This is a genomic window from Flavobacterium limi (assembly GCF_010645075.1).
Lineage (GTDB): Bacteria > Bacteroidota > Bacteroidia > Flavobacteriales > Flavobacteriaceae > Flavobacterium > Flavobacterium limi.
This window is the reverse complement of record NZ_JAADZV010000009.1, coordinates 73,540-99,085: the sequence shown is the minus strand read 5'-3', so window position 1 is coordinate 99,085 and position 25,546 is coordinate 73,540. Positions and strand designations below refer to the sequence as shown.

The 25,546-nt window shown below is 34.4% G+C and carries 22 protein-coding genes; all 22 read right to left on the bottom strand.

All coding sequences use genetic code 11. The features are described from left to right. Positions 1-238: 238 nt before the first annotated feature. Positions 239-655, bottom strand: coding sequence for a hypothetical protein (locus GXM16_RS17605; protein WP_163395808.1), 417 nt, complete (start codon positions 653-655; stop codon positions 239-241). A 354-nt stretch (positions 656-1,009) separates the two neighbouring features. Further along, positions 1,010-1,213 carry a VOC family protein gene (locus GXM16_RS17600; protein WP_163395807.1) on the bottom strand — a complete coding sequence of 68 codons (204 nt, stop codon included), beginning with the start codon at positions 1,211-1,213 and terminating at the stop codon, positions 1,010-1,012. Between the two features lie 170 nt (positions 1,214-1,383). Continuing rightward, positions 1,384-2,160, bottom strand: coding sequence for an MBL fold metallo-hydrolase (locus tag GXM16_RS17595; protein WP_163395806.1), 777 nt, complete (start codon positions 2,158-2,160; stop codon positions 1,384-1,386). 58 nt (positions 2,161-2,218) lie between these two features. Then, a complete protein-coding gene (locus GXM16_RS17590; protein ID WP_163395805.1) occupies positions 2,219-2,788 on the bottom strand; it encodes a Crp/Fnr family transcriptional regulator in 570 nt (189 codons plus the stop codon). Positions 2,789-2,992: 204 nt separating this feature from the next. Further along, on the bottom strand, positions 2,993-3,541 hold the full coding sequence (locus GXM16_RS17585) for a hypothetical protein (protein WP_163395804.1): 549 nt from the start codon (positions 3,539-3,541) through the stop codon (positions 2,993-2,995). A 167-nt stretch (positions 3,542-3,708) separates the two neighbouring features. Continuing rightward, complete coding sequence (locus GXM16_RS22900) at positions 3,709-4,056, bottom strand: hypothetical protein (protein WP_229684380.1); 348 nt, start codon at positions 4,054-4,056, stop codon at positions 3,709-3,711. A gap of 11 nt (positions 4,057-4,067) precedes the next feature. Next, positions 4,068-4,256: a hypothetical protein gene (locus tag GXM16_RS22895; RefSeq protein ID WP_229684379.1), complete on the bottom strand. Its 189-nt coding sequence runs from the start codon at positions 4,254-4,256 to the stop codon at positions 4,068-4,070. A gap of 338 nt (positions 4,257-4,594) precedes the next feature. Continuing rightward, the gene (locus GXM16_RS17575; protein WP_163395803.1) at positions 4,595-5,557 is read right to left on the bottom strand and encodes a DUF6620 family protein; all 963 of its coding nucleotides are present in this window, start codon (positions 5,555-5,557) and stop codon (positions 4,595-4,597) included. A gap of 24 nt (positions 5,558-5,581) precedes the next feature. Beyond that, positions 5,582-6,520: a hypothetical protein gene (locus GXM16_RS17570; RefSeq protein ID WP_163395802.1), complete on the bottom strand. Its 939-nt coding sequence runs from the start codon at positions 6,518-6,520 to the stop codon at positions 5,582-5,584. Positions 6,521-6,531: 11 nt separating this feature from the next. Further along, positions 6,532-6,774 carry a hypothetical protein gene (locus GXM16_RS17565; RefSeq protein ID WP_163395801.1) on the bottom strand — a complete coding sequence of 81 codons (243 nt, stop codon included), beginning with the start codon at positions 6,772-6,774 and terminating at the stop codon, positions 6,532-6,534. Beyond that, complete coding sequence (locus GXM16_RS17560) at positions 6,774-7,727, bottom strand: SPFH domain-containing protein (protein WP_163395800.1); 954 nt, start codon at positions 7,725-7,727, stop codon at positions 6,774-6,776. The genes GXM16_RS17565 and GXM16_RS17560 overlap by 1 nt, the downstream gene beginning before the upstream one ends. Before the next feature lie 126 nt (positions 7,728-7,853). Further along, complete coding sequence (locus GXM16_RS17555; RefSeq protein WP_163395799.1) at positions 7,854-8,360, bottom strand: cbb3-type cytochrome c oxidase subunit I; 507 nt, start codon at positions 8,358-8,360, stop codon at positions 7,854-7,856. A 298-nt stretch (positions 8,361-8,658) separates the two neighbouring features. Continuing rightward, on the bottom strand, positions 8,659-10,068 hold the full coding sequence (locus GXM16_RS17550) for a caspase family protein (protein WP_163395798.1): 1,410 nt from the start codon (positions 10,066-10,068) through the stop codon (positions 8,659-8,661). A 388-nt stretch (positions 10,069-10,456) separates the two neighbouring features. Next, positions 10,457-11,845, bottom strand: coding sequence for a dihydrolipoyl dehydrogenase (lpdA, locus tag GXM16_RS17545; RefSeq protein ID WP_163395797.1), 1,389 nt, complete (start codon positions 11,843-11,845; stop codon positions 10,457-10,459). A gap of 334 nt (positions 11,846-12,179) precedes the next feature. Next, complete coding sequence (locus GXM16_RS17540; protein ID WP_163395796.1) at positions 12,180-12,764, bottom strand: NUMOD4 domain-containing protein; 585 nt, start codon at positions 12,762-12,764, stop codon at positions 12,180-12,182. 222 nt (positions 12,765-12,986) lie between these two features. Further along, positions 12,987-13,751, bottom strand: coding sequence for a LytR/AlgR family response regulator transcription factor (locus tag GXM16_RS17535; protein ID WP_163395795.1), 765 nt, complete (start codon positions 13,749-13,751; stop codon positions 12,987-12,989). A 178-nt stretch (positions 13,752-13,929) separates the two neighbouring features. Beyond that, on the bottom strand, positions 13,930-15,249 hold the full coding sequence (locus GXM16_RS17530; protein WP_163395794.1) for a RagB/SusD family nutrient uptake outer membrane protein: 1,320 nt from the start codon (positions 15,247-15,249) through the stop codon (positions 13,930-13,932). An 11-nt stretch (positions 15,250-15,260) separates the two neighbouring features. After that, complete coding sequence (locus GXM16_RS17525; protein WP_163395793.1) at positions 15,261-18,599, bottom strand: SusC/RagA family TonB-linked outer membrane protein; 3,339 nt, start codon at positions 18,597-18,599, stop codon at positions 15,261-15,263. Positions 18,600-18,620: 21 nt separating this feature from the next. Continuing rightward, complete coding sequence (locus tag GXM16_RS17520; protein WP_163395792.1) at positions 18,621-21,218, bottom strand: zinc-dependent metalloprotease; 2,598 nt, start codon at positions 21,216-21,218, stop codon at positions 18,621-18,623. A gap of 86 nt (positions 21,219-21,304) precedes the next feature. Further along, positions 21,305-22,879, bottom strand: a complete 1,575-nt coding sequence (locus GXM16_RS17515) for a sensor histidine kinase (RefSeq protein WP_163395791.1) — start codon at positions 22,877-22,879, stop codon at positions 21,305-21,307. Between the two features lie 27 nt (positions 22,880-22,906). Continuing rightward, a complete protein-coding gene (locus GXM16_RS17510) occupies positions 22,907-24,661 on the bottom strand; it encodes an ABC transporter ATP-binding protein (protein WP_163395790.1) in 1,755 nt (584 codons plus the stop codon). 114 nt (positions 24,662-24,775) lie between these two features. Continuing rightward, on the bottom strand, positions 24,776-25,513 hold the full coding sequence (gene truA, locus GXM16_RS17505; protein WP_163395789.1) for a tRNA pseudouridine(38-40) synthase TruA: 738 nt from the start codon (positions 25,511-25,513) through the stop codon (positions 24,776-24,778). Positions 25,514-25,546 lie beyond the last annotated feature (33 nt).

Sequence of the window (25,546 nt, the reverse complement as noted above, 5' to 3'; positions counted from 1 at the left end):
ATGATTTAAATTTAAAATTAACAGGTTGGGATAAAAAGAAAACATCAGCATCAAAAAGAACAATTTGTATGATGATTTTTAAGGAGCAGAAACATACAATTTCATCAGCACCTTTTGTCCTGCTGTACGCTATATTCCCTCAAGAAAAACTACGGCAAAAAAAGCCTTGTTTTCTAAATCGGGCGATGCCGCTGCCATCAGGGCTAGTCCAGACTTCTGTCATTTATAAGACTAAAGGCTATTTGATGCGCTCATATTCAGACCTGTAGCAATCAGCACATTCGTCTGTTAAATAAAGTTTCCTGCCAATGATTTCAAAGGTACGGTCTATATAGATTTGATTTGTGTATGTGTCACCCGGGTCTATTAGAATTACTTTTCGGAAATTTCCATCAGATGCTCGTTTGTTTTTAATAGAAAATTTTTGGGTCTGTAATAAAGTACCATTGACATAGGTTTTTAAGGTATTGCCTGAGAACTCGATAACTCTGGTTTGTTTAGTCGTTTCCGGTGTCTGGGAACTGCCTGTAATTCCACCTGTGGTAATAAGCCAATTCCACTTGCCTTTTAAGTTATTCTTTGATGATATATCGTTATCATCATTACTGCAGGAAATAAGGGTTGCAAAAATCAATACTAAAGTAAACTTTTTCATAGGTTAAAATTTTAAGATAGTTTACTTAAGAGATACAGGTTTTGTTAAAAGGTTGCTTATTAGTTGATTAGATTATGCAGAATGTTCTTTAATTTTTGCAATAAGGTCTTCAGTTTGCTGCATGTGCTGCCCAGTCACATTTTCTAATTCCAAAGTCCTTCAAGAATCAGCATTTCTTTTTGCTCGAAACATTTCCCCAGGTGACGTCCAGCATAATGTTCTGCATGCTTTATGTGATTCCAATTTCATTTTAAAAAGTATTGAGATGACCTGCGGTGCAAATCACAAGTCCCGGTTTCATATTCCGTTTCAGACAAGTCGCCCTGAAAGTTCATTTCGTACAAATCTGAAATTTCAAACTTTAATTTTTTTTTGCTGAGTGTGGCTTTTAGACGCCCCACTAAAGCCTTCCCCGTTGCGGTTTGGGAAACATGGATATATTTCGTCATTAATTTCGATATCCACCATTTTGAAATCAAAAATTGTTTCATAAAATTTTCTTGCCCGCTCCATCTCTATTGTAGGGATTTCAAGCCAGTTTACCATTTCTATAGCCATACTCTTGAAAATTAAATAGTTGAATAAGTTGCGAAATTTCGATATTGCAGTATGTTATCATTTAGCTTTTTTGTGTTTTTTACCGAAGTTGTTGGCTTTTCGTGAAACGCAAACCTGAAATTCCAAAACTTTCAGGCTGATACTTTTCCTGCTATTGGATAGACATGCTTTTACCAGCTGTCTATTTCCAGTATTTCTCCATCTTCGGGGATAAAAACTTTATCTTTTAATTCGTTATTTGTTAATATGATTTTTAATTCGTCCCGGGTCAAAGGGCAATGATTTATGGATTCCATATGGTTTGCAATAACTTTTCCGGATGAGTTTTTTATAAATTTTATAATATCATCGACATTCATAATTAGTGGCCTGAAAATATCGAATTGAGCGGCCCCACAAGCCAAAACGCTTATTTCTGGTTTGTAATTATGAAGCACTTTATTAACCGAATCTGTATATATGGTGTCTGAAGTTAGGTATATTGATTTTTGATTAGGAAGTTTGATAAAAAAACCAATTACATTTCCCATTAATTTAGAAACAAATCCATAGCCGTGTTTAGCTGGGATGCCTTCAATAGTACCACCTAAAAAAGCTTGCTTTTCCCAATATTTTAATGTCTGAACAACATTTAAGCCTCTTTTTTTAAATGCCTTTTCATCTTTTAGGCTGCAGGTAACAGGAATGCTTTTTTGGTTCAGGAATTTTATAGCTGCACTATCTATATGATCAGGATGCTGATGTGTTATTAAACAATGGGTCACTTTTTCAAGTACTAAATTGATGTTTTTAGGCAGTGGAGCGGTAGGATTTCTCCTGGCTTTATGTCTAAAAAGTGTAAAACTTGGCATAATCCCTTGTTTACCCAGCATCGGGTCAATTAAAATAACTTCTTTTTCCGTTTCAAGAATCATTGTTGCATTCCTGATTTGATAAATTTTTAACATAGTATAAAATATTTTATACAAAAATCTATTTTATAAACTTGATTTTCATTGATTCAAATCAAGAACTACGTTTTCTTATTCTGCTTAGTGTTTCGGGTGTTATATTTATGTAAGAAGCAATATGATATTGAGGAATTAACTGAAGCCATTCAGGCTTGTATAAACATAAGTCTTTGTAAAGCTCATCAGGTGTTTTGGTCGTTCGATTAAAATCTGATATTTCCGTTTGCTTTAATATTTTTTTAAAAGAGGATTCAACAATCGATTTTCCACATTCGTATTCTTCCAGTAGATCAAAGAACAAATGCCTTTCTATGCTTAAAACTTGTACATCAGTAAGACATTCCTGATTCTTTCTGGTATTGAAGTTTTGAGTGAAAGATAACAAGTCAGATATAAATTGAGGTTTTACATAAAAATTGATATTTATTTCTTTTTCCTGATTAGAGTAATATTCTCTAATTACACCTTTATTAAGGAATCTGAGTTTCTTCTGCTTAGTATCTGCTTTTAGTATTAAACTTCCTTTTTCATAATTTTCTACTTTAAATAACGAAAAAAGTTCCTCTAATCCGTGTTCATTCAGAGGATATTCGGTTTTAAAGAATTTAGAAATTTCTGAAAACATAGTTTTTTTAGTTTTTAGATAACGTTCAGGCGCTGCAAAGGGTTTGGGTTAAATTAAACTCATTCTTCGGATTTGGCACTTAAGTTTAATTCTGTTTAGAGACAATACACAATTTTCAAATAAATTAAGTACTTTATTGCTTTCTGCATTTTCAGCACAACTGGAAGTGACTTTTGAAATCAATCGCTTGTAATTCCAAATTTTTTATAATTTAAAATTATCTGCTTTTTTGTGTGAGAACTTTAAATTATAATTTTCTTCTCCTGCTTTTTTTATCGCAATTTTTGCTTTGTTAAGGTCTAGTCGGTATTCTTTTAAACAAGTTTTTATACTGCTAACTGCTCTTTCATCGTCAACAACTTTACAATAAATATTAAGTTTCCTTTGCCCCATATCAAAGCCGTCAACATTACCTAATCCAGTCCAGCCAAGATGGTTTTTCAAGTATTCTTGCACCTTCTCTTTCAGCCACAAATCTCTTTTATTCCCGAACTCACTTTTTAAAGAATATTGAATAACAACCCAATGATGATTATCATCGTCAATTTGATAATAACCATTATTTGAACATTCTTTACAAAAAATATTAATAAATTCATCATTAGCAGTTTGCATCTCAATAGGAATTTCTTCTACTTTTCCTTTGTATCCAACTTTTCCGTAGTGAACAATTGCTTTCTTGTTTTTTTCGTCAAACCAAGTTTCTTTGTAAAGTAGTTGTTCTTTATCATCAGTTTTATAATATTTTATCATTTTTATAAATTGTGTCAGAGGTGTCTCATATAATACCAATTAAGGTTCCCTTTACTTGTGGTTAAATTAAGCCCTGTTTTCGGATTTGTCAAATCATCTCAGGGACAAACCCAAATTTCTATTAGCAATTGCCCAAATCGTTGTAGAAGCTGTTTGTAGTTTGCAATTTATTCCTGTTGAATCCATTCATATTTTCCATTTTTCATATATATTATTCCGCCTCCGCAACTTTCCTCAGCGTGCATATAAATACCGTCATTTAACAGTTTTATTTTATCAACGTCTTTTATTTCTTCTTCGGATAAAATCTCTCCATCTTCATTTACATTATTCCAATAGATTTTATTTTTCGGTGCTTTTTCAAATATTCCCGCCCAGTCAATTTCGTCAAAACCTTGTTCTAATATGTTATTTCCCATTCCGAAATAATCAGTTTTATTTCCATTTCCAAAGATTATTCTCAAACCGCTTTTTCCGTTTTTCGTGCTCTTAACAATTTCAACTATTTCATTCAAATTATCTCCGTCTAAATCACACAGAATTTTGTTCGTTTGTGTTTTTTAGAAGTTTCTATTGTGTCAATATTGTTAACTTCGGGTACTCTTTTTACTATCGTGTTATGTCCTCTGTTTTGGACTTTTTCGGATTCTTCTTTTACTACCTTTTTACAAGAAATTAAAACTAAAATAATAACTATTGAGATTCTGATTTTCATATTTCAGTTTTCTGTGTTTTATGTTTGCTTGCCACTAACTAATAAAATCAGACTTATCCATCTTAAATGGGGTAGCTGTATTACTATTCTCAAATATATTATATTTTCTTATAAATCCTCAAAAAGATTCTTCATTTGGTAACCGTTTTTAGTATTAAAACAGTAATTTAATAATGAAACCGGATGCCCGCATGAGGGATAGCAGCGATATCCTTTTGTGAAGAGTAACGAAACAAAAGATTTAGCGTATAGCCCGGCCCGCTTTTTCTGCGGGGCATGCCATAAAAAAAAATCCGGTCTGTCTGCACAAACCGGATTTAGTAGTATGTTGAAAAGGTTTAGAACTCTACATCATCAGCAACGTTTCCGCCTTGTTCTGCAGCGAATTTTGCTGCATATTCTTTTTGTTTTTCCTGTTGGTAATTTGAAAATTCCATAATCTCTTCTGAGTTCCAGTTTTGATTCTGCTCTGTCATCCACTGCATGGCCACCGACTGGAAATCGGCCAGGTTGATTCCGTAATTGTCCAGAATCCATTGCGCACCGTCGATTCCGTATTCGTAAGCGGCCTGTCTGGCACCGGCAAGTTCTTCGTAGAAATAACGATCTGTTCTGATTTTTTCAAGATTTGCCTGTCCATCTTCTGAAATTTCGGCTTTTACATTTTCTAATTGCGGAAGAGTAACATTTTCCGCATAATACTGTCCGAATAGGGTGGTAACGGTAAACGAAGTATCTTCGCCCATACGCTGTGGCCAGATGGTATTTAATTCTTCCCAGATTACAGATTCGATGCCCATTGCTCTGCAAACTTCGTTGTAATCTACTCCCGCACTAATTTTCAGGCACATGGCTGTATAATCTCTTAATGAAATACCGTGTACCGGTTCAAGAAACGGATTGTTGTCATCTACTTTTACAAACCCTGAAGTCTGAACACCACTGTATTTTAATGAATTGGCATTCTCAAATCGGATCATTTGATCAGAATCGCAGTTATTCCATTCTTGGTAAACTTGTCGTCTGTAATTGGTATAAATGCTTTTAATATCGCTATCTTGTAAATTTTGGCCGCTGTCACGTTCATCCTGAATCCATGCTTCGGCTCTTGTCTCAACTTCATTGTCAAAATCTTCAACATCGTAATGTGTTCCGTGCAAAGTTTCAGGATCGTATTCTGTTTCCTGATATTCGTTCACGTAATCATTTTCATAGTGATCATTTGAAGCTTGTGCTTGAGCCTCGATTTGATTTTCTTGTGTATCGTTTCCTGTTAAGGAACCAAAAAGTTTTTTAAACATTGTTCTGTTTTTAAGGTTATTAATTTATTTGTATTGTAATTGATTCTGATACATTTTTTCGTTGTGCTCTTTTAAATCGGGTGTGATTTTGTTCCACTCGTCATACATGGCTCTCAAATACGCCTGATATAATTTTGGTGCATTCTCTATTGCATTTTGCCTGTCAGTTTCAAGCTGATCCATTTTGGTTTTGATATCATTTAGGACTTTACTGTCTTTTTCATGGATTTTGCTCAGGCTTAGTTCATGACGCTGGTGATATAATTCTCGCTCTTTGTTATTTTCAGTTTCAAAAGCTTCGTACAGATGAACTGTTCTTTGCTCGGCAAGGCCTCGTGCAATATTTTGCAGCATTCTGGCCTGTGTGCTCGGAGCAAAAGTATTTTGAGATTTACAGTACGGACACGGAATATAGGTTTCGATTAAAAAAATCTTATCAATAGTGATATTTCCGCCGCATTGTTTGCAGCTGAATTTATCTTTGATGTTTTCAAATTCATTGAGGATTTTTTGGTACTCAATTTCAAGATCGCGTTCCTGTGTTTTTTCGATTTGGCTGCTCCAATAATCAAATTTTCCTTCGAAATCTTTGTGATAACGGTCTGAGCAGGCCGTTCTGAAATCAGAAAGCAAATCATGATGTGGGCTTAAAACAGAAACCTGAGCGTTGAGGTCGTAATAAAGACTATCTATTTTCTGTTCGTACGTATCTCTGGCTTTTTCCCTGATGTTGTTTAATTGACCATTTATGCCCGCCAGCACTCTGTGAAAAGTTCTTTTATAAAGATCTTCATCTTCCTGTAAAAGCTGTTTCAGTTCCGGAATTGCCGCTGTTGCCAGTTCTTCCATTTTGGCTTCCAGTTTTTCCAGAAAAGTAAACCATCTTTCTTTTGATTCGTGAAGTTCTGCATTCCATTCGGGGATTTCAGTTTCTTCGTTTTTTTGTTTATTGAATCCGAACACTTTATTGTTTTTTAAATTGAATTATCTTCTTTTTTGATATAAAATCCGTCTGTAAGTTTTACTTGTATGAACTCAAATCCGCAATAGGCACAATGGGTTACGCCGTCCTGTTTTGCTCTTCCGGCACCGCAGTTTGGGCAGTCTCTCAGGTTCATTTGGGCATCGGTTATCTCGGTTTCGCCTCCATAATTGGTTTGTTTTTGAGCCTTTTCTTTTAATTTATCCAGAAACGAAGTCACTTTTTTCTCTTCCATTACAATTGGCTTAATAATTCGGTTTTCTTGGTTTTAAATTCTTCTTCTTCGATTAAACCGGCATCAAACAAGGATTTCAGTTTTTGAAGTTTGGAAGTCAGGTCGTCTTTCGGTTCTTCTTTTGGAGTTTCTTTATTTTGTTGCAGCTGGTTTAAAAGAATGCCCATACTTAAGGCATTTTGGGTGGCATCGTGCATTGCCGTTCCTTTTTCACCAATGGCTGTTGCAGTATTGAATTTGGTAAATTTATCCATATCGGTTACCATATTCATATTGGTGATTTTGTCGTAGTGGGCGGTAACTTCTTCCGGTAAGGTTACGCTGGTGATGACAAATTGCGTTAATTCAATTCCGAATTGAAGAAAATACGGTTTGAGATACGGTTCAATCTTTTGGCCCAATTGGGTAATGTTTCCGGCAACATCTGTAATGGTAATGTTTTCATTCGCCAGAACTTCTCCAAACTTAGGAGCTACAAAATCCCTTAATTGGTTTTGGAGTTCAAAAATAGTCAGCTGTTCAAAAGTCCCGGCATATTGACGGAAGAATTTGGCAACATCAATGATTCGGATATCAAAACTTCCAAAAGCCCTTACCCTGATTTGCCCAAATTGCGGGTCATGGAGCAGGATAGGAGCGGGAGTTCCCCATTTGTTGTTTATAAACTGGTGTGTATTGAAAAAATAAACATCAACTTTAAACGGACTTTCGAATCCGTATTTCCATCCTTTTAATGAACTTAAAATAGGAATGTTTTCTGTTGACAGGGTGTGAAGTCCCGGTGAAAATACGTCGGCAAGCTGTCCTTCATTTAGCAACATTGCCTGCTGGCTCTCGCGGACTGTTAATTTTGCTCCGTTTTTTATTTCTTTGTCTTCATCATGGAATTTCCACATTAACAAATTAGGATTGCTTGTTGTGGCTTCAATTATTTCTATAAAGGGTAATTTCATACGATATTTTTTACAAGGATTAAAAATAGGAATTTTAATACAGTGTAAAAGTTTTTTCTATGAAATTTTTAATATTTTTTTGTTAATAAGGAGTATTGTTGGAATGTAATATTGGTTTGAGAACTTCTAATTGGTCTTATCAGTTCTCAAATCTATTTCAGGGTTTTTAGTGTATGGATTTTTTCTCTTTCTTAAAATACCTATCATTAAATTTATAATATAGATTGGTTGTCCAATTAATAATATCAATACTGTTAGCACTACAAGTGTTAGGTTAATTAATTCATAATTGTCAAGTAGAGGAAAAGAATTATCTGAAAAAGCTCTAATATACCCAATTAATAGCCAATAAACTAAAAAACTTCCATTAAGGATTACGGAATGAATTATAGTCAATACACGAACTAACTTTCTCTTCATTACTTTTTGAACAATCCAATATCCAAGTCCCATTAGATAATAAGCTAAACTCAAAAAAAGAGCAGCATAAATATGTGCAATTACAAAATAGGTATCATGAATATTTATATCAAAAGTGGTATCTTCATTATTGGTCTGGATTAATCCAATTATTAGTATTATTAAAGCAACTAACCAAAATAAATTATATATTTTAAATTTTTTGAAATCCATAAGTTATTTATTTCTTCTTATTTTTTCAGGGTTACTCCTAACGTTCGCAAAAAAAATATTAAGTCAATTGCCGAATCCGTTGTAGTAGCTGTTATAGGCAGTTAATTTTTCTAATTTATGTATGTAAGCGTCCGATAGGCGGATTTACAATCCGTGCCTGCGAATTGGCTTTTTGCTATGTTAGTATTGTGTCTCACTGTTAGGAGCACACGGATTGAAAATCCGCGCTATAGAACCGGAAGATATATCTGAGCTATCTGGAAACTTTCGATTATCAGTAGTAGGTACACTTAATTTTTTAAAAAGGTAAGTCATCAGATTCCTCCTCTCCTTCTTCGTTTTTCAATCCAAACTGATTATTTATATCAGCTTTAATACGGTCATTGATTGTCTCAAATACACTTTCGATTCCTCCAATCATAGAATTTTCAATTGCAATTTTAGAAATATTATAAGTCCACTTAATTTTTTCAATATCTAATTTCCGTGTATCCCATCCGTCTTCTATATACTGAAGCACAGTGTAAAAGAATGAAATTTCTTTTTTTGAAACTAAAAAAGCAACGTTGCAACGATAAGATTTAAGGTTGGGAAATTTGCTCATAATTTCAATAATAAGTGCAGTGTAAGGAGCATCGTCTACCAAAAAATTATACCCACTTAAAATGTTATGAACTTCTCCGTTGTATTCATTGTATTCTTGAGAGTATAAAGGTTTGGCGAAAAAATCGTTTTTATTATCCCTAAGCCATTTACCAATTGTTTTAATTCCAACAATTGAATTTTGGTCTAATAAAAAATGCATTTCAACATCATACAGTTCTGCAATCTCTTGATCTAATTTTAGTTTTTCGAATTGGATTTTGCAATACTCCATTGCTTTCAAAGCACCTTCTTTATCTACATATTCCTTCGCATTACTTCTTACCAATTCTAATAATGTTGGATTTTTTTTATCCTCTTTACTTGAACTTTTATTTTCTATTTGAAAATTTACTAGATAATTTTTTAAGTCTTCATTAAGTGCACAAAATTTTTCTGTGAGTTCTGCTTGAATAACAAAAAATGGAGTTTGTTCTTCATTGCCTTGAAAATCATCCAGAATAAAGTCAATGATATCTTTATATCTAATTTCTGAAGATGGATGATCTTTCAAAGACTGAACAAAGCTGTAAGTGAAAAAGCTAAGATTATCGTCCTGATAAGATGATTGATTGCTTAGGGAGGAATTTAAAAAGTAGCATTTATTAAACCCTTTTTTAGTTTCATTAAAGTACTTTGTTAAAACATCACTTTCTTTTATATAGCTCGTTCCCGATTGGCATGCATCTATAACTTTAACGACGATGTTGGGATTTAATGTCCGAATCAAATCGTCAACTTCATTGTTTTGAAGGGAAGTCTGATTCTTTCTCTTTAAATCAAAATCGGAAAGTAAATAGTAAAATTCGTCATTGGTAAATTCTCCATGGCCAGAATAGTAAAAAAATAGTTCTTCGATTTTTATTCCTTTATTTTCGATAAAGAAATTGCTCAACAATTCTTTTGTTTCAGAACTGGATTCGTTATTATTAATTGTTAATATTTTATCATATTTTTTCGTAGAATGCAAAATCCCACTTATTATATCTCCATCTTTCTTCGAAGCGGGAAGGTTATTAGCAGAGTTATTATATTTACTCACTGCTAAAATAATTGCTATGTTCATGTTTATTAATTATAGTTCGATTTTTTTGTATTTCTGCTTAGATGTAAGCATATCTGACACCAGACCTATCAACCCCAAATAGGTTGGCTATGTCTGAAAAACATCAGATTTTATTGTTCTCAAATATATGATATTTTCTTATAAATCTTCAAAAGCACTCTTAATTTGGTAGCCGCTTTTAGTATTTAAACAGTAATTCAATCATGAAACCGGATGCCCGCATGAGGGATAGCAGCGGTATTTTTTGTGAAGAGAAACGGAACAAAAGATTTAGCGTATAGCCCGGCCCCCTTTTTCTGCGGGGCATGCCCATAAAAAAATCCGACTTGTTTTTACAAACCGGATTTCTTAAATTGAAAATTATATGTAACCGTAAAACGGCTATTGATTACAAGTGAATTACTTCGCCGTAAGCATCTGCAACGGCTTCCATAACTGCCTCGCTCATGGTTGGGTGAGGGTGGATTGATTTTAAGATTTCATGACCTGTAGTTTCAAGTTTACGGGCTACAACTGCTTCAGCAATCATATCAGTAACTCCGGCACCAATCATGTGGCATCCTAACCATTCTCCGTATTTCGCATCGAAGATTACTTTCACGAATCCGTCAGCATTTCCGGCAGCTTTTGCTTTTCCTGAAGCAGAGAACGGGAATTTACCAATTTTTAATTCGTATCCTTTTTCTTTAGCCTGTTTTTCTGTTAAACCTACAGAAGCGATTTCTGGAGTTGCATACGTACAACCCGGAACGTTTCCGTAATCGATTGGATCTACGTGTAGTCCTTTAATTTTCTCCACACAGTTGATTCCCTCAGCAGAAGCTACGTGAGCCAAAGCCTGACCCGGAGTAACATCACCAATGGCGTAGTAACCAGGAATGTTAGTTGCATTGAAAGCATTTACTAAGATTTTATCACGGTCTACAGCAATACCCACTTCTTCTAAACCGATATTTTCGATGTTTGTTTTGATTCCAACTGCAGAAAGTACGATGTCTGCTTCAAGGATTTCTTCTCCTTTAGCTGTTTTTACAGTTGCTTTTACACCAGCTCCTGAAGTATCTAATTTCTCAACAGAAGAATTAGTCATTACTTTGATACCTGCTTTTTTCAAAGATTTTTCAAATTGTTTTGAGATATCTTCGTCTTCTACCGGTACAACGTTTGGCATGAATTCTACGATAGTAACCTCAGTTCCCATTGAGTTGTAGAAATGTGCAAACTCAACTCCAATTGCTCCAGAACCTACAATAATCATAGATTTTGGCTGTGTTGGCAACGTCATTGCCTGACGGTACCCAATTACTTTTACACCATCCTGAGGCAGGTTTGGTAATTCGCGTGAACGGGCACCTGTTGCGATGATAATGTGATCAGCGCTGTATTCTGTAACTTTATTGTCTTTATCTGTAACGTCAAGTTTTTTTCCCGGTTTCAATTTTCCGAAACCTTCAATAACGTCGATTTTGTTTTTTTTCATCAGGAAAGTAACTCCTTTGCTCATTCCTTCTGCAACACCACGGCTGCGTTGGATAACTGCCGGGAAATCTTTATCGAATTCAGAAACTGTTAATCCGTAATCAGAAGCATGTTTTAAATAATCAAAAACCTGAGCCGATTTTAGTAATGCTTTTGTTGGGATACATCCCCAGTTTAAGCATACACCACCTAAGTTTTCTTTTTCAACTACGGCTACTTTAAAGCCTAATTGTGATGCTCTGATGGCTGTTACATATCCGCCCGGACCACTTCCTAAAACAATAACGTCGTATTTCATTTTATTTTTGCTTTTTAGTTTTACTATTGAAATTAAGGGTTATTTTTTTCGAAACTCAATTCCAATAATTCACGATTATTTGTGCCTGCGAATTTAAGGATTTATTTTAAAAAACACTTGTAAAATTGTTTTTACCATTGGAAATTTTAATCTTTTCACAGAAAATAAGGGAATTGTGAATTGTAAATTATGAATTATGAACTATAAATTGAAATTTTGAAAATAAATCTGAAAAACGAAGTGCTTCCAAAAAAAACAAAGCCCAGGAACTTTTACATCTCTTAGACTTTGTTTAGTGCGGTATCATTAATAATTTACCATTAACAATTGATCATTAAATTTTTACATGTCCCCAGTTTTCCCCGCTGGCAATACGTCTAATCTGCATTTCGCTGACACCGAATTGTTTGGCAATCATTTTAAGTCTTGTTTTTTGTTCGGGGCGGGCTAATATTTTTTTGATCAGCATGACTTTGGTAGTAGTCAGTTTTCTGCCGTCTGATTTTATGTTGTGTTCAATGAGGTTTTTTTTAGCCTGAATGACGTGCGGACTTTTACGGCTGTGGGCTATCATTTCTTCTCTGGTGGCCCAGCGCAGGTTGTTGACATCATCATTGTTGCGTATATAATCTAAATGAAGTACGTAAGTCTGATCTTCAGATTGTTTCGGAATAAAATACTGGGCAACTAATTTGTAAAGGAAGAGGTATTTATTGACTATTTTATCATCTTGTCTGATTTTGAAACGAAACGTAGGATATCCATCGCTCAAACCTCCTTTTAAAAGGCGTCCGTTTTGTATCTCATCTGTAAAGCTAATCAGTCTTCCTTTGTTTGAAATGGCATATCTAAATTGTAAGGACTCATTAATATCTATTTCTTTGAATTCTTCATTTGGATAAAATCTAATCTGTGGCATGTTCTTTTACATTTGAAATTCTAGTTATCTCAAAGATACAATTTCAATGAAAAAAAAGCTATCTGGTTGATTATGAAGTATGAAATTTATGATTCTTATAACGCTTTTTTAACTTTTAAAAAGAATATAAGGATGTTTTAGTTAGCTAAAAGTTATAAATTAACAATTATTGCAGCTTTTTCAGTATTCCTGAATGTATTTTTTCAATTGAAATGCCTGATTTTATTGGTCGAGCCAGTTTTTAAAATTGTTTATTTCTTTCTTACTGATGATAATTGGGTCATTTTCTATGGGAGGAACAGTAAGAATCAACTCGATTTTCTGATTGGAATGTTTTACAACTTCCTTGATGATATTTCTGCTTACGATATATTTTCGGTTTACTTTAAAGAATAAAAAAGGATCCAGAGAGTGGATTATATCTGTAAGGGTATTGTCGTATAAATAACTATTTCCGGATTTAGCATAAATAAACAAATGTTTTCCGGAGGCGGCAAAATAAGTGATTTCCGTTTCATTTATCGAAATCAGCTTGTAACCGTGATTAACGAGAAAGTGGCGCTGTATTTTAGATGTTTCTGGACTTTCTATTGCTACAAGCGACTGCAGGGTTGCATCGGTGTTGAAACTGTCTTTGATTTTCTGAAACTTGATTAAGGCTTCTAAAAGTTCCTGCTCTTCAAAAGGCTTTAGAAGATAATCAATGGTAAAATGCTTAAAAACTGAAATAGCATATGAATCATATGCCGTAATAAAAATAACCGGACAGGAAACCGTGGCTTTCTCGAAAATTTCAAGACTTTTTCCGTCACCGAGATGAATGTCCATAAAAGCTAAATCGACATTGTTTTCGTTAAAAAACGCAACGGCCTCTTTTACAGATTTTAAAACGGTAGTCCTAGCTATTTGTAAAATGTCCTGCTGCTCTAAAATGGATTGTAAATAACTTGATGCAAGATATTCATCTTCAACAATGGCAATTTTCATTCTTTTGAAAGTAAAGTTACTGAAGCTGCAATCCTAAGAAGCTGCTTTTAATTTTTTGCAAATATATTTAGTTCGGGTTTATAATTATTTAAAGGCGAAATATTTTTATTTATTTTAAATTAACAAAAAAGGCCCAGTTTTAAAACTGGACCCTTTTGCAAAAAACAATAATAGGTAATTATAGATTGGGATTGTTTAATCTCGCGCTTGCCGGATAGATAATCGTATAACGCGGATCATTTTGTATCAATGTATAAGTGTCACCGTTAAATGGGTGAACGATTTGTTTTTGATTTGTTCTTCTCAAATCAAGCCAACGGTGTCCTTCAACCGCGAATTCACGCTGTCTTTCTGCCAAAATGAAGTTTGTCAGGTCTATTGCATTCATTGCATTAACTTCACTTTCAAGCTGCGTATATCCGGCTGCAGAATATCTGTTTTGGATGAAATTCAAAATCGTAGTTTTTGCATCACCAGCATTATTAAGTTTTAAAGAAGCTTCAGCTTTAGTTAAATACAATTCAGAAGTTCTGAAAGTACATTTTTGGTCATCGTTACCACCTTTTTGAATTCTGAAACGGCTTCCACTTGCTAAAAAGTAAAGAGGAAAACGTAAATCAGCTGTTTTGTTATAAGCAGCAACTAATTCAGGCGAAGCGTAAGTAGCTGCCTTTAATCTGTTAATGTATCCATCTTCTAAAGCTAAAATAGATTCTTTTGAGTCGTATTTTGTTGCAAAAAAAGAAGTAGCTTTTAAATCAACCAGATTGTTGTTGATTGCCAGCGCTTTATTTGCAGCATCTAAAGATTTCTGCCATTGCTGTTGGTGTAAATAAACACGGCTTTCTAAGCTGTATAATGCAACTTTTGAAAAACGATAATTTAACCCTTTTGTTTGTGAATTTAGATTGATTAGTTTTTCAGCTTCCTGAGTATCAGCAATAATCTGATTGTAAATTACTTCAACACTTTGAGGAACAAAAGCCTGCTCTAAGTCAATTTCTAAAGCCAATGGAACTCCTTTGTCTGAAGCAGCTGTTGCAGCGTTGTAAGGTTTTCCGAAAAGGTTAACCAAATCAAAATAAGCCATTGCTCTTAAAGCATAAGCTTCTCCAATTAATTGATTTCTTTCTTCAGATGAAGCTATTTTTTTTGATGCTTCATTGATCACCACATTCGTATAGAAAATTACATTATATAACTCCTGATACTGGAAATCTCTTGTGATACGGTCCGGATTAGAATCTTTCCAGGTAAAAATGTCTTTGTAGATATTGACATCGTCACTAAACTCATTCAAAGTCAATTCGTCTGTACGAAGTGTAGTCAATGCTTTGTGTTCCGGGTATTTTGAATATCCTGTTGTTAATACTGCACGAAATTGTTCTTGTGTTTCTGGAATAACACGTCCAACAGGTGTTATATCCAGATATTCATCGCAGCTTGTTACTGCAGTGGCCGCAGCAAAAAGTAATATGTATTTTGAGATTTTTTTCATCTTTAATTGTATTAGAAAGTTACATTACATCCAATAGTGAATGATTTTGGAACTGGCTGTGCATAAATATTTCCGTAAGTTTCAGGATCAAAATATCCTTTAAAGTCAGAACTGATTACAAATAAGTTTCTTGCTTCAACATTAAATCTGATGCTTTGAATGTTGATGTGATCTGTAAATGCTTTAGGGAATGTATAACCTAAACGCATACTGCTCAGTCTCATATAGCTCATTTCGCTAACCCATGTATCTAAATAATTATTCCAGTTTAACGGAGTAGCTGATGAGAACCATTGATATGCCATCCATGAATCTCCGGTTCCGGAATCTTTACCTGTAATTCCTGGCAAATTAGAAGAAGTATTGGTTGGTGACCACGCATTCAAAATATCAGTAGAGTAATTCTGTCCTCTGTCTACTTCAGTTCCGCTGTACGGAGGTGTTTTTACAACAGTTTGTTTCAGATTAAATGCTGCAGCAACTGTAAAATCAAAATTATGTACTTTAATTGTATTGGTAATACCTCCGGTGAATTTAGGATCTCTGTCGCCTAAATAAACAAACAAATCTCTATACTCAGTCGGGGTTAAAGAAGATTCTGTAAGTTCACCAGGGAAGAAATCAGCATAAGGATCGTATAATTTGAAGAAAGTCTGAGCATTTACTGTTTCACCGTTTTTATTAACAAATAAAGGATAACCATTTTCGTCTATGCCGTTTGTTCTTAATCCAAAAACTGCATTTACAGGAAGTCCTTCTCTGCTTGGAAGTAAATCAGTATCACGTACTTCAATTCTGTCTACATTACTTTTGTTATGAGAAAAGTTAATGCTCGTATTCCATTTGAAGTTTGGAAGGTCAATGTTTCTTGTAGACAAAGTAATTTCATACCCTTTATTGGTTACTTGTGCCCAGTTCATGTTGCTGTATTCAAAACCGTTTTCGAATGGAACTGCTCTTAAACCAATTAAGTCAGTACTTTTTCTTCCGTAAAAATCAGTTACAATGCTGATACGGTTGTTGAATAAGCCAAGATCCATACCTAAGTTGGTATTAGTAGTTTTTTCCCAACGTAATTTGTCATTTGGCGGATTTTCAACAGAAATGGTTTGTTCTGTCTGTCCAGGTAAAATTGTTGCATTACCGTATCTTCCCACTACAAAAGGAGAAGTGTTTTTATCAATATTACCTTGTAAACCGTAAGAAGCACGTAATCTTAAGTTAGAAAGTGTTAAGTTATCTTTTAAGAAATCTTCTTCAGAAACAGTCCATGAAGCAGAAGTTGACCAAAGCGGCAGGTACTTGTATTTTGGATCTACACCAAATAAATCTGAACCATCATATCTCACACTTCCAAATACACTGTACTTTCTGTTGTAAGTATAAGAAGCTGTAGCAAAAAAGGAAGCAAAAGCATTTTCGTTTTCAGATTTCTGATACGTTTTGTATATGTCATTATTAGCAAAAGAACTGTTTGGAAACATAATTGGCTTAGTAGTCAAAGTGTTTTTATCAAATCCAAAACCTTTTGTTGATACAGTAGTTGCATAATTTCTTCTTAACTCATTACCAACCATAGCCTCAACTTCGTGTTTTTCTCCAAAAGTTTTAGAGTAATTCACCATTGTTTTTAGATTGTATTGGAAAAAGTCAGTGTTTCCATTTTGAATAATACCTCCCTCTGGTAAGAAATAGTTGTATGCCCCATTTGTAAAGTATCGGGATCTCTCTTTTTCTTTTCTGGTATAATAAGTGTCTTTATCCGCAAATTTTTCGCTGGATGTATTGTCTAATTGTAAACCTAATTGAGATGTTGCTTTTAAATCTCTTGTGATTTTATATTCAGCGTCTAATAAAGCTTTTACAGCTCTTGTTTTTAAATCGTAAGAAGTGTTTTCTCTTTCTTCTAAAATATTAAAAGGAACATATCGCTCAGAGTATCCGGCAATATCCTGATCATATTTATAACTGCCATCAGCATTGTATGGAGTCAGATATGGATTTACGTTTCTTGAATAGTTACTTGGGTTTGTATATGCGTCTGTATCTGTTAAGTAAGATGTCGTTTTGCTTTCTGAACCAAAGATTCCAACTCCAACTTTGAATTTATCTGTAATCTCGAAATTGTTTTTCAAAGTTAAATTGTAACGTTTGAAACCAGTTCCGATAGTAGTTCCTTTTTCATCAAAATAACCTAAAGAGAAATAGTAGTCAGACTTTTCACCTCCACCTGATAAACTTAGACCGTGCTGCGTGTTTACTGCATTTTGGTAAATTAAGTTGCCCCAGTTTGTGTTGTTGTTTCTTAAGTTGTTGATTGATTGCTGTGTAGCAGGGCTTAAAGCAGAAAATCCACCAGATCTGTAAGCTGCCAACTCATTTGAACCGTTAAGGATGCGGGAAATTTCTCCAACGTTGTCTCTGTATGTTAAATCAGCGCGGCTGGCCATGTCAAGTTCTAAATCAACTTTTTGGCTTGCATTCATTAAATTTAATTTAGAGAAATCAGGTCTTTGCGTAATAAATACGTTAGTATTAAAACTAACTACCATTTTACCGGATTTACCTTTTTTAGTAGTCACAACGATTACACCATTTGCAGCACGTGCTCCGTAAATAGCAGTCGCAGCGGCATCTTTTAAAATGGTAATATCTTTAATATCATCCGGGTTTAAACCAGCGATAGAGTAGTTGTTCAATAAATCGATATTGTCTTTGTCGTAATTTTTAGGAACTTCATTTCCTTCTAAAGGCAGACCATCAAGTACCCATAACGGATCTTGTGTACCGCTAAGAGAAGCTGTACCCCTGATTCTAATTTTGGCTGGTGCTCCAGGTGCTCCGGATGGCGTACTTACAGCAACCCCGGCAATTTGACCTACCAATAACTGGTCGATACTGGAAACCCCTGTCTGCTGGATGGCGGCCATGTCGATCTTAGAAACCGCTGCAGTAAGTTTTCTTTTCTCAATTTTTTGGTAACCTGTTACTACAACCTCCTGAAGTTTTGCAGTTTCAGATTTTAAGTTAATAGTATAATCCCTTTGGGCAGAAAGGTCTAATGTATAGGATACATATCCCATAAAAGTTACTCTCAGGGAGGTTACATTTTTGGCTATTTTTAATTGAAATTTACCGTCAAAATCGGTAGTAGTTCCGATAGTTGAACTCTCGATAATTCCTGCCATTGAAGTTTTATTGGAAATCGAATTGTTTTCGACAAAAATAGAAGCTCCCGGAATTGGGGACTTGTCACTTTCGTCCTGTATTATTCCCGTAATTGTTCGGGTTTCCTGCGAGTATCCTGCGATGGCCAGGAACAGCAGTAAGGCATGTAGAATTTTTTTCATGTTTTTGGAATTGGGTTTGTATTAAAAGGTTGTATTATTCAGGGCTCTTTCGATTCGTTGTATCAAATCGAGGTAATGGTTTTGGGTCGATTGGTCTCCGGTGCTTTTCTTTATTTTTAATAATTGAAGCACTTTATATAATTCTCCTTTTTTGTCAGAGGTTACTTCTGTAACTCTTTTTAAAAAGGACTGATTGATGTTTCTTGCCATGTGTTCATCATCTAAATCACTACACAAATGCGGCATGTTTAAAGTCTGCTGAATTTCTATAGTTTTTTTAGGTTCTGTTTTTTCAAATAATTTATTTGTCGAAACAATTAAAATATCCACATAATTTTTTTGTGTCATGCGCTCCAGAATGGTAAGCGATTTGTTTTGAATAGTTCCTGCAAATACATTCTGATGCATTTTTTTAAACAGATCATTTACGGTAAAAACCTTCTCATTGGTTTTATTTCGCTGGTATAATTCGTTTTCTGTCATTCGAAGCAAACGGTCATCGCCTAATAATTTATACATGATATCGTATTGCAATTCTCTTGAAAGGGTATAAGGAGTGTACTCATAAGGTCCAAGAGGAGTATCTTTCAAAGGATTTGTCTTGTCTAAAATATCATTGAAAAACAGCCACTGCGGAATCGTAAGTACATTTTTAACTAAATAGTCAGCGGCTCTTTTTTGCATTGCTGCAGGAACCGGAACATAGCTTTGTTTGTTATCGCCGTGAACTGTTGGGTTTAAGTAAATACCGCCAATATTGTTCATTACATGACGATTGTACATTTGCCATTGTCCGATAGCTCCAATATACAGTTTGCCTGTTTCGTAGTAAGACTGATCTTTATCGTATGTCCAGCTTAAGATATTATCGACAACACGTTTTAAGTTTTTCAAACCGTATTCGCTTGCTTTTACATTATCGTTTCCTAAATCTTCAGACTGTGAACGCGGATCAATTATCTCTCCCTGCTGCTCACCATAAAAATAAACAGGATCGTTTTGGTGTTTGGCGATTAGTGTGTTTAGTTTAACGGTTTCGTTTTCATTAGGCGGGTACCATCTGTATCCCCATTCAATCGCATACTTATCGTATTCTCCAATTTTAGGGGTAATAACCGTAACACTATCTTCCGGCTGTGCTACATAATTGTATCTGGCATAATCCATTATGGAAGGAGCAGTGCCGCCCATTTTTGCTGTGAATTCTTTAGAACGTAAAGATTCAACATCATAAGCAAACGAAGATCCCATATTGTGTTTTAAACCAAATGTGTGTCCTACTTCGTGAGATGATGCAAAACGTATTGCTTCTCCCATATGTTCATTACTAAAAGTATTTCCTCTGGCTTTCGGATCAATCGGTCCGGTCTGGATACGCATCCAGCTTTGAAGGGAAGTCATAACATTGTGCCACCAGATAATGTCAGCTTCAATAATTTCACCGCTTCTCGGGTCAACAACAGATGGTCCCATAGCATTGGATTTTGGAGATGCTGCATACGTAATAACAGAATAACGTACGTCATCAATATCAAAATCTAAATCATTTTCAGTAGGTTCTTTTGCGATAATAGCATTTTTAAAACCGGCTTTTTCAAAGGCCGTTTGCCAATCGTGAACACCGTCAATAATATATTTTCTCCATTGTTTTGGGGTTGCTGGATCAATATAATACACGATTGGCTTTTTAGGCGCTACTAATTCTCCTTTTAAATATCGTTCTTCATCTTCTTTTTTGGGTTCTAAACGCCAGCGTGTTATCAATTCTTTTTCAAGCATTGCCTGCTGTGCATCGGCAAAATACCAATGCTTTTCAGTGAAATACCCAATACGGTTATCAGAAAAACGAGGTTTCATTGGGGTTTTGTCCAATAAAATAATATTACTTGTTACGCCAAGGGTTACTGATGTCGGAATTCCATCTTCAGGAACAGAAGTCGTTAACTGCGATTTTACAATAATGTTTTTTGGAAACGATTTTGTACTTTCTATATAGGATAAATCAGATTTTAAAGAACTGCTTAATCCAACGTTGCTTAATAAGTCATTGAAACTCTTTTGTCTACCGTCGAAAATTTTATTTACTTTAATAACAACGGAAGTCGAGTCGTTATTTTTACTTTCGATATCAAAAACCTCAATAATAGATTCGGCAAAATTATTTTTTACAGAAGCTGTTATAGCATCATCCTTAGGAGAAGAAACTTTTGGAAGATAAGATTTTACCCAAACTTTATTTGCAATTGTATCTTTATAAAAACTGATTACTTTGTTTTCATAATTCATTCCTTTGTTTAAACCATATTCGTTTATCTGAAAAGGAACTTGTGATACTTTGTTTACAACTAAAAACTCTCTTTTAAATAAACTGTCCTGAATTTCAAAATAAACATCAGTCTTAACTTGTATAATATTGAAAAGACCTTTTTTTAGAGTTCCTTTTTTTACAAGGTCATTGTATTTTTTTCCTTTTTTAGATAAAGTAGTGTCTTTTGCTATTTCAGTACCGTTTTCTTTATTCTTATTCTTTTTTTGAGAATAGCCAGAAATTGGGCCTAATAAAAATAAAAGGAATACAGCTATTACTTTTAAGTTATATAGGATTACCTTTTCCCTCATTTTGATAATAATTTTATGTTAATTTTTGTGCGAAACTATTTGTTTCATGCTCAAATAAAAAAGGAAAGGGAGTGAATGGCTTATTTTTAGGAGTGAATGGATATTAATGGCAGGATACATACGAAATTGCCGTCTTTTTCTGAGGTTTCAAAATTGGTTCTGGAATAAAAAGTGTAAATACTCGAAAGGTATTTTAAGCCAAAATTAGCACCAGGTTCGCTGTGTGTCTTTTTTTGGAGATTGTTGCTGATAATAACCTGGTCTTTCTGAATTAGAATTTGGGTAGTCAGCGGATTTTCCTGCGTTGCCATATTGTGTTTGATGGCATTTTCGACTACAACCTGAAATGCCAGATAGGGAATGAATTTTTCTAGTGCTGTTTCATCTTCGATTTTGATAGAAAAAAACAATTCTTCCTTAAATCGGGTTTGCTGTAAAAAGATATATTTTTCAATGAAAAGTAACTCATCCTTTAGGGGAACTATATTCTTTTTCGGCGGATCAATAAGATAGCGGTAAATACGTGATAAATTCAAAGTGAATTTCTGTGCCGTTCTAACATCGCTTATCATTAACATATAAAGCGAGTTGAGCGAATTAAACAAAAAATGCGGATTAATCTGCTCCTTTAATTGCTGAAGCTGAATCAATGCCTTTTCTTTTTTTATTTTTTCATTCTCGACACGTAGCTTGTTTTTCTCCTTTATTGCTATTCCTTTTTCTCTGTAAGCACGTCTGTTAGCATATGAGAATAGATAAAATATTAGCAAAAGCATTACAGTTGTTATCAAATAGGTCCACGTCGAATATTTCTTTATCAATTGTACTTTATCATCTATAAAAAGCTTAGGTTCGTTGACACATATAAACCAATGAGAATTTTTTAAATCTAATCTTTTAGTAAACCGAATTACATCCAATTTTAAATATTCAGACAGGGTAACCCTTTCTACATAATCCTGTTTTTTACTGAAAATAGTATCAATAGATCGGGTAGAAGAGATTTTGTAAATATTTTTTCCTATAAATGCAGCCTCTGGATGATAAATACATGTTCCTGATTTATCAAAAATGAAAGCATAATTTGTTGTCGAGTTCGATTTGTCTACATTAGAAAAATATTCGTGAAGTTTTTTTAAGTTGATATCATAACCATAACGTATGGTTGTTTTTTTGGAGTTGAGTTTAAAATAAATTCTCCAAACCCAATCTTTTGCCTGCGGAATTACTGTATTGATATGGTCTGCATTTTTGTTTTGAAGAACAAAATCTGCAGCTTCATTTTTTACGGTCTCAGAAATAGAATCATTTCCAAATTGGATTTTATGATCATTGATTTGAAACCAACTATCGGTAACCAATGCATTAGTTCCCTGAACTGATGAACAGAGATTTAAATTGGTCGCTAGATTCTCCGGCGTACTAATTTTTAAAACATGTTTAATTCGGTTTTCATGTTCTAAAAATTTCGAAAACTCCTGCGACATAAATTCCTGCCTTTTCATGAAGTTGCGTTGCGCAGTCTCATCATTGGCTTCTTCCGTAAGATCAGTAATTAATTTACTTAAAATGTAAACAGAAGAAACTGTAACTAAAATTGTGAATGCAACATATATAAAGAACGCACGTCTGGATGTTATTTTTTTTAATCTAAATTTCAAAAGAAGTATATATAAATAGGAGTGTTTTTAATTGGCTACCGAAAATTGCGAGTCGTACAGGTTTTTATAATAACCATCTGTTTTGGCTAATAATTCCTGATGAGTTCCCTGCTCAACTATAAGACCTTTGTCCATCACCACAATTTTATCAGCATTAACAATAGTGGCCAGGCGATGCGCAATAACAATTGAAGTTCGGCCTTTGGTTATGGTTTCTGTAGCACGCTGAATTAGTTCTTCAGAATAAGTGTCGATTGATGAAGTCGCTTCATCCAAAATCAAAATACTCGGGTTGCTCACGTACGAACGTAAAAAAGCAATCAATTGCCGCTGACCGGAGGAAAGCATCACACCCCGTTCTTTTACATCAAAATCATAATTGTCAGGCAGGTTCATAATAAAACCGTGAACACCAATTTTTTTAGCAGCATCTATAACCTGATTACGCGTAATTTGAGGATTATGAAGTGTGATATTATTGTAGATCGTATCAGCAAACAAAAAAACATCCTGTAGAACCACCGCAATTTGTTTTCGCAACGAAGCCAGAGTATAGTTTTCGATATTGTGTCCGTCTATGAAAATGGTTCCGTTGTTAATTTCGTAAAAACGGTTCAGTAAATTAATAATGGTCGATTTTCCTGCTCCGGTTGATCCAACAATCGCGATTGTCTGTCCCGAAGCTACAGATAAATCAATACCTTTTATAACTTCTTCTTCCGGAATATAACTAAAACGAACGTCTTTGAACTCAATGCTTCCCTGAAAAACAGGTGCCTCAAGGGTTCCGGTGTCCTGAATATGATCCTGAGTATCAATAATATCAAAAACCCGATTAGCAGCAATCATTCCCAATTGCATCTCATTGAACTTATCCGCAATCTGACGCAGTGGGTTAAACAACATTCCAATAAACATGGTGTATGAAAATAGATCCCCAAAAGTGGTAAAGTTATCTCCGTTCAGAATTTTAAATCCGCCAAATACAACAACCAGTCCTAAAGTAATAGACGAAATAATATCGGCAATCGGGAAGAAGATCGAGTTGTATAAAATCGTCTTGATCCACGCAACCCTATGTTTGTCATTGATATTTTTAAAGTTTTCAGCCTCAATTTTCTCACGGTTAAAAAGCTGAACGATTTTCATTCCCGTTACACGTTCCTGTACAAACGAATTCATGTTGGCAATCTGCGTTCGTACTTCTTCAAAAGCAACCTGCATCTTTCGCTGAAAAATTCGTGTAATGTAAACCAGAATGGGCATGGCAACAATCACAATCCAGGTAAGTTTCCAGTTCATGTAAAACATAAAAATCAAAACTACCAGCATTTTCATCATATCGCTTATAATCATAAATAATCCCTGACTGAAAATACGTGCAATCGACTCAATATCCGAAACAGACCGGGTTACCAATTGGCCAACGGGAACCAAATCAAAATACTTCATCCTGAAACTTAAAATATGTTTAAAAAGCTTATTCCGAATATCTTTTACAATATCCTGTCCCAGCCAGTTCGCCCAAAAAACAAAATAAAACTGAGAGAACACTTCCATCAGTAAAACAATTCCCATCAGGATAATGTACATCAGTAAACCGTATTTATCATGGGTTTTAATGTAGCCATCAACAGTTTGTTTCAATAAATAGGGGCGAAGTGCCGCAAAAACTGATAAGGATACTGCAAAAACAATAACGCCGTAATAACGCCATTTATAAGGTTTGGTATATTTTAAAATCCGTTTGAATAATCCGGTATCAAATGCTTTTGCTTTCATTTATTTTAGGAGCTGTTTACTTCGTCAATTCGCTATCGCCCGTGACCTGCTTTTCACTTCAATCTTTTTTGTTTTTAAAGAAAAAACAAAAAATGATTTCCGTTGCAATCAGGGCTATTTTATGTAATCGTAATCAATTTTAGTTAAATATAAACCATGTGCCGGAACTGAAAATCCTGCTTTTTCGCGGTTCTTACTCGCAATTATGTTCTCAAAATCTTTCAACGAAATTTTGTACAGGCCTATATTTATTAAAGTTCCCACAATCGCCCGAACCATATTTCTCAAAAAGCGGTTCGCTGAAATAGTAAAAACCAGTTTGTTGTTTTCAGTTTTCCAATACGCCTCAAAAATCGTGCAATCAAATGTGTTGACATCCGTATTCACTTTAGAAAAACATTGAAAATCGGTATGTTTTAATAGAATCTTTGCTGCTTCATTCATAAGATTCACATCCAGTTTTTGATTCACATACCAGCTAAGTCCTTCCAGAAAAGGATTTTTAAAGGTATTAATATGGTATTCATACGTTCGCTTTTTAGCATCAAATCGGCAATGTGCATCATCATGAACCCCAATCAAATCAAAAATCGTAATATCTTTCGGTAAATACGAATTGAGTTTGTGTACCAAAACCGGAACATCAATAAGATTTTCAAAATCAAAATGCCCGTACATTTCAGAAGCATGGACACCAGTATCAGTTCTTCCGGCACCCATTACATTAATAGATGAATTTAATAAAACAGAAAGTGCTTTATTTAAAGTTTCCTGAACTGATGAAGCATTCGGCTGAAACTGCCAGCCATGATAATGTGTTCCGTTATATGCAAAGTGAATAAAATATCTCAAGTGTTCTTAAGGTTCAAAGTGACAAAGTTGCAA

What these genes read in the sequence shown, in the direction of transcription:
- GXM16_RS17510 (WP_163395790.1), bottom strand. Translation starts at nt 24,661, where the DNA reads ATGAAAGCAAAAGCATTTGATACCGGATTATTCAAACGGATTTTAAAA.
- GXM16_RS17540 (WP_163395796.1), bottom strand. Translation starts at nt 12,764, where the DNA reads ATGCCACAGATTAGATTTTATCCAAATGAAGAATTCAAAGAAATAGAT.
- GXM16_RS17560 (WP_163395800.1), bottom strand. Translation starts at nt 7,727, where the DNA reads ATGAAATTACCCTTTATAGAAATAATTGAAGCCACAACAAGCAATCCT.
- GXM16_RS17585 (WP_163395804.1), bottom strand. Translation starts at nt 3,541, where the DNA reads ATGATAAAATATTATAAAACTGATGATAAAGAACAACTACTTTACAAA.
- lpdA (WP_163395797.1), bottom strand. Translation starts at nt 11,845, where the DNA reads ATGAAATACGACGTTATTGTTTTAGGAAGTGGTCCGGGCGGATATGTA.
- GXM16_RS17555 (WP_163395799.1), bottom strand. Translation starts at nt 8,360, where the DNA reads ATGGATTTCAAAAAATTTAAAATATATAATTTATTTTGGTTAGTTGCT.
- GXM16_RS17595 (WP_163395806.1), bottom strand. Translation starts at nt 2,160, where the DNA reads ATGTTAAAAATTTATCAAATCAGGAATGCAACAATGATTCTTGAAACG.
- GXM16_RS17530 (WP_163395794.1), bottom strand. Translation starts at nt 15,249, where the DNA reads ATGAAAAAAATCTCAAAATACATATTACTTTTTGCTGCGGCCACTGCA.
- GXM16_RS17590 (WP_163395805.1), bottom strand. Translation starts at nt 2,788, where the DNA reads ATGTTTTCAGAAATTTCTAAATTCTTTAAAACCGAATATCCTCTGAAT.
- GXM16_RS17550 (WP_163395798.1), bottom strand. Translation starts at nt 10,068, where the DNA reads ATGAACATAGCAATTATTTTAGCAGTGAGTAAATATAATAACTCTGCT.
- GXM16_RS17520 (WP_163395792.1), bottom strand. Translation starts at nt 21,218, where the DNA reads ATGAGGGAAAAGGTAATCCTATATAACTTAAAAGTAATAGCTGTATTC.
- GXM16_RS17565 (WP_163395801.1), bottom strand. Translation starts at nt 6,774, where the DNA reads ATGGAAGAGAAAAAAGTGACTTCGTTTCTGGATAAATTAAAAGAAAAG.
- GXM16_RS17525 (WP_163395793.1), bottom strand. Translation starts at nt 18,599, where the DNA reads ATGAAAAAAATTCTACATGCCTTACTGCTGTTCCTGGCCATCGCAGGA.
- GXM16_RS17575 (WP_163395803.1), bottom strand. Translation starts at nt 5,557, where the DNA reads ATGTTTAAAAAACTTTTTGGTTCCTTAACAGGAAACGATACACAAGAA.
- GXM16_RS22895 (WP_229684379.1), bottom strand. Translation starts at nt 4,256, where the DNA reads ATGAAAATCAGAATCTCAATAGTTATTATTTTAGTTTTAATTTCTTGT.
- GXM16_RS17600 (WP_163395807.1), bottom strand. Translation starts at nt 1,213, where the DNA reads ATGGCTATAGAAATGGTAAACTGGCTTGAAATCCCTACAATAGAGATG.
- GXM16_RS17535 (WP_163395795.1), bottom strand. Translation starts at nt 13,751, where the DNA reads ATGAAAATTGCCATTGTTGAAGATGAATATCTTGCATCAAGTTATTTA.
- GXM16_RS17605 (WP_163395808.1), bottom strand. Translation starts at nt 655, where the DNA reads ATGAAAAAGTTTACTTTAGTATTGATTTTTGCAACCCTTATTTCCTGC.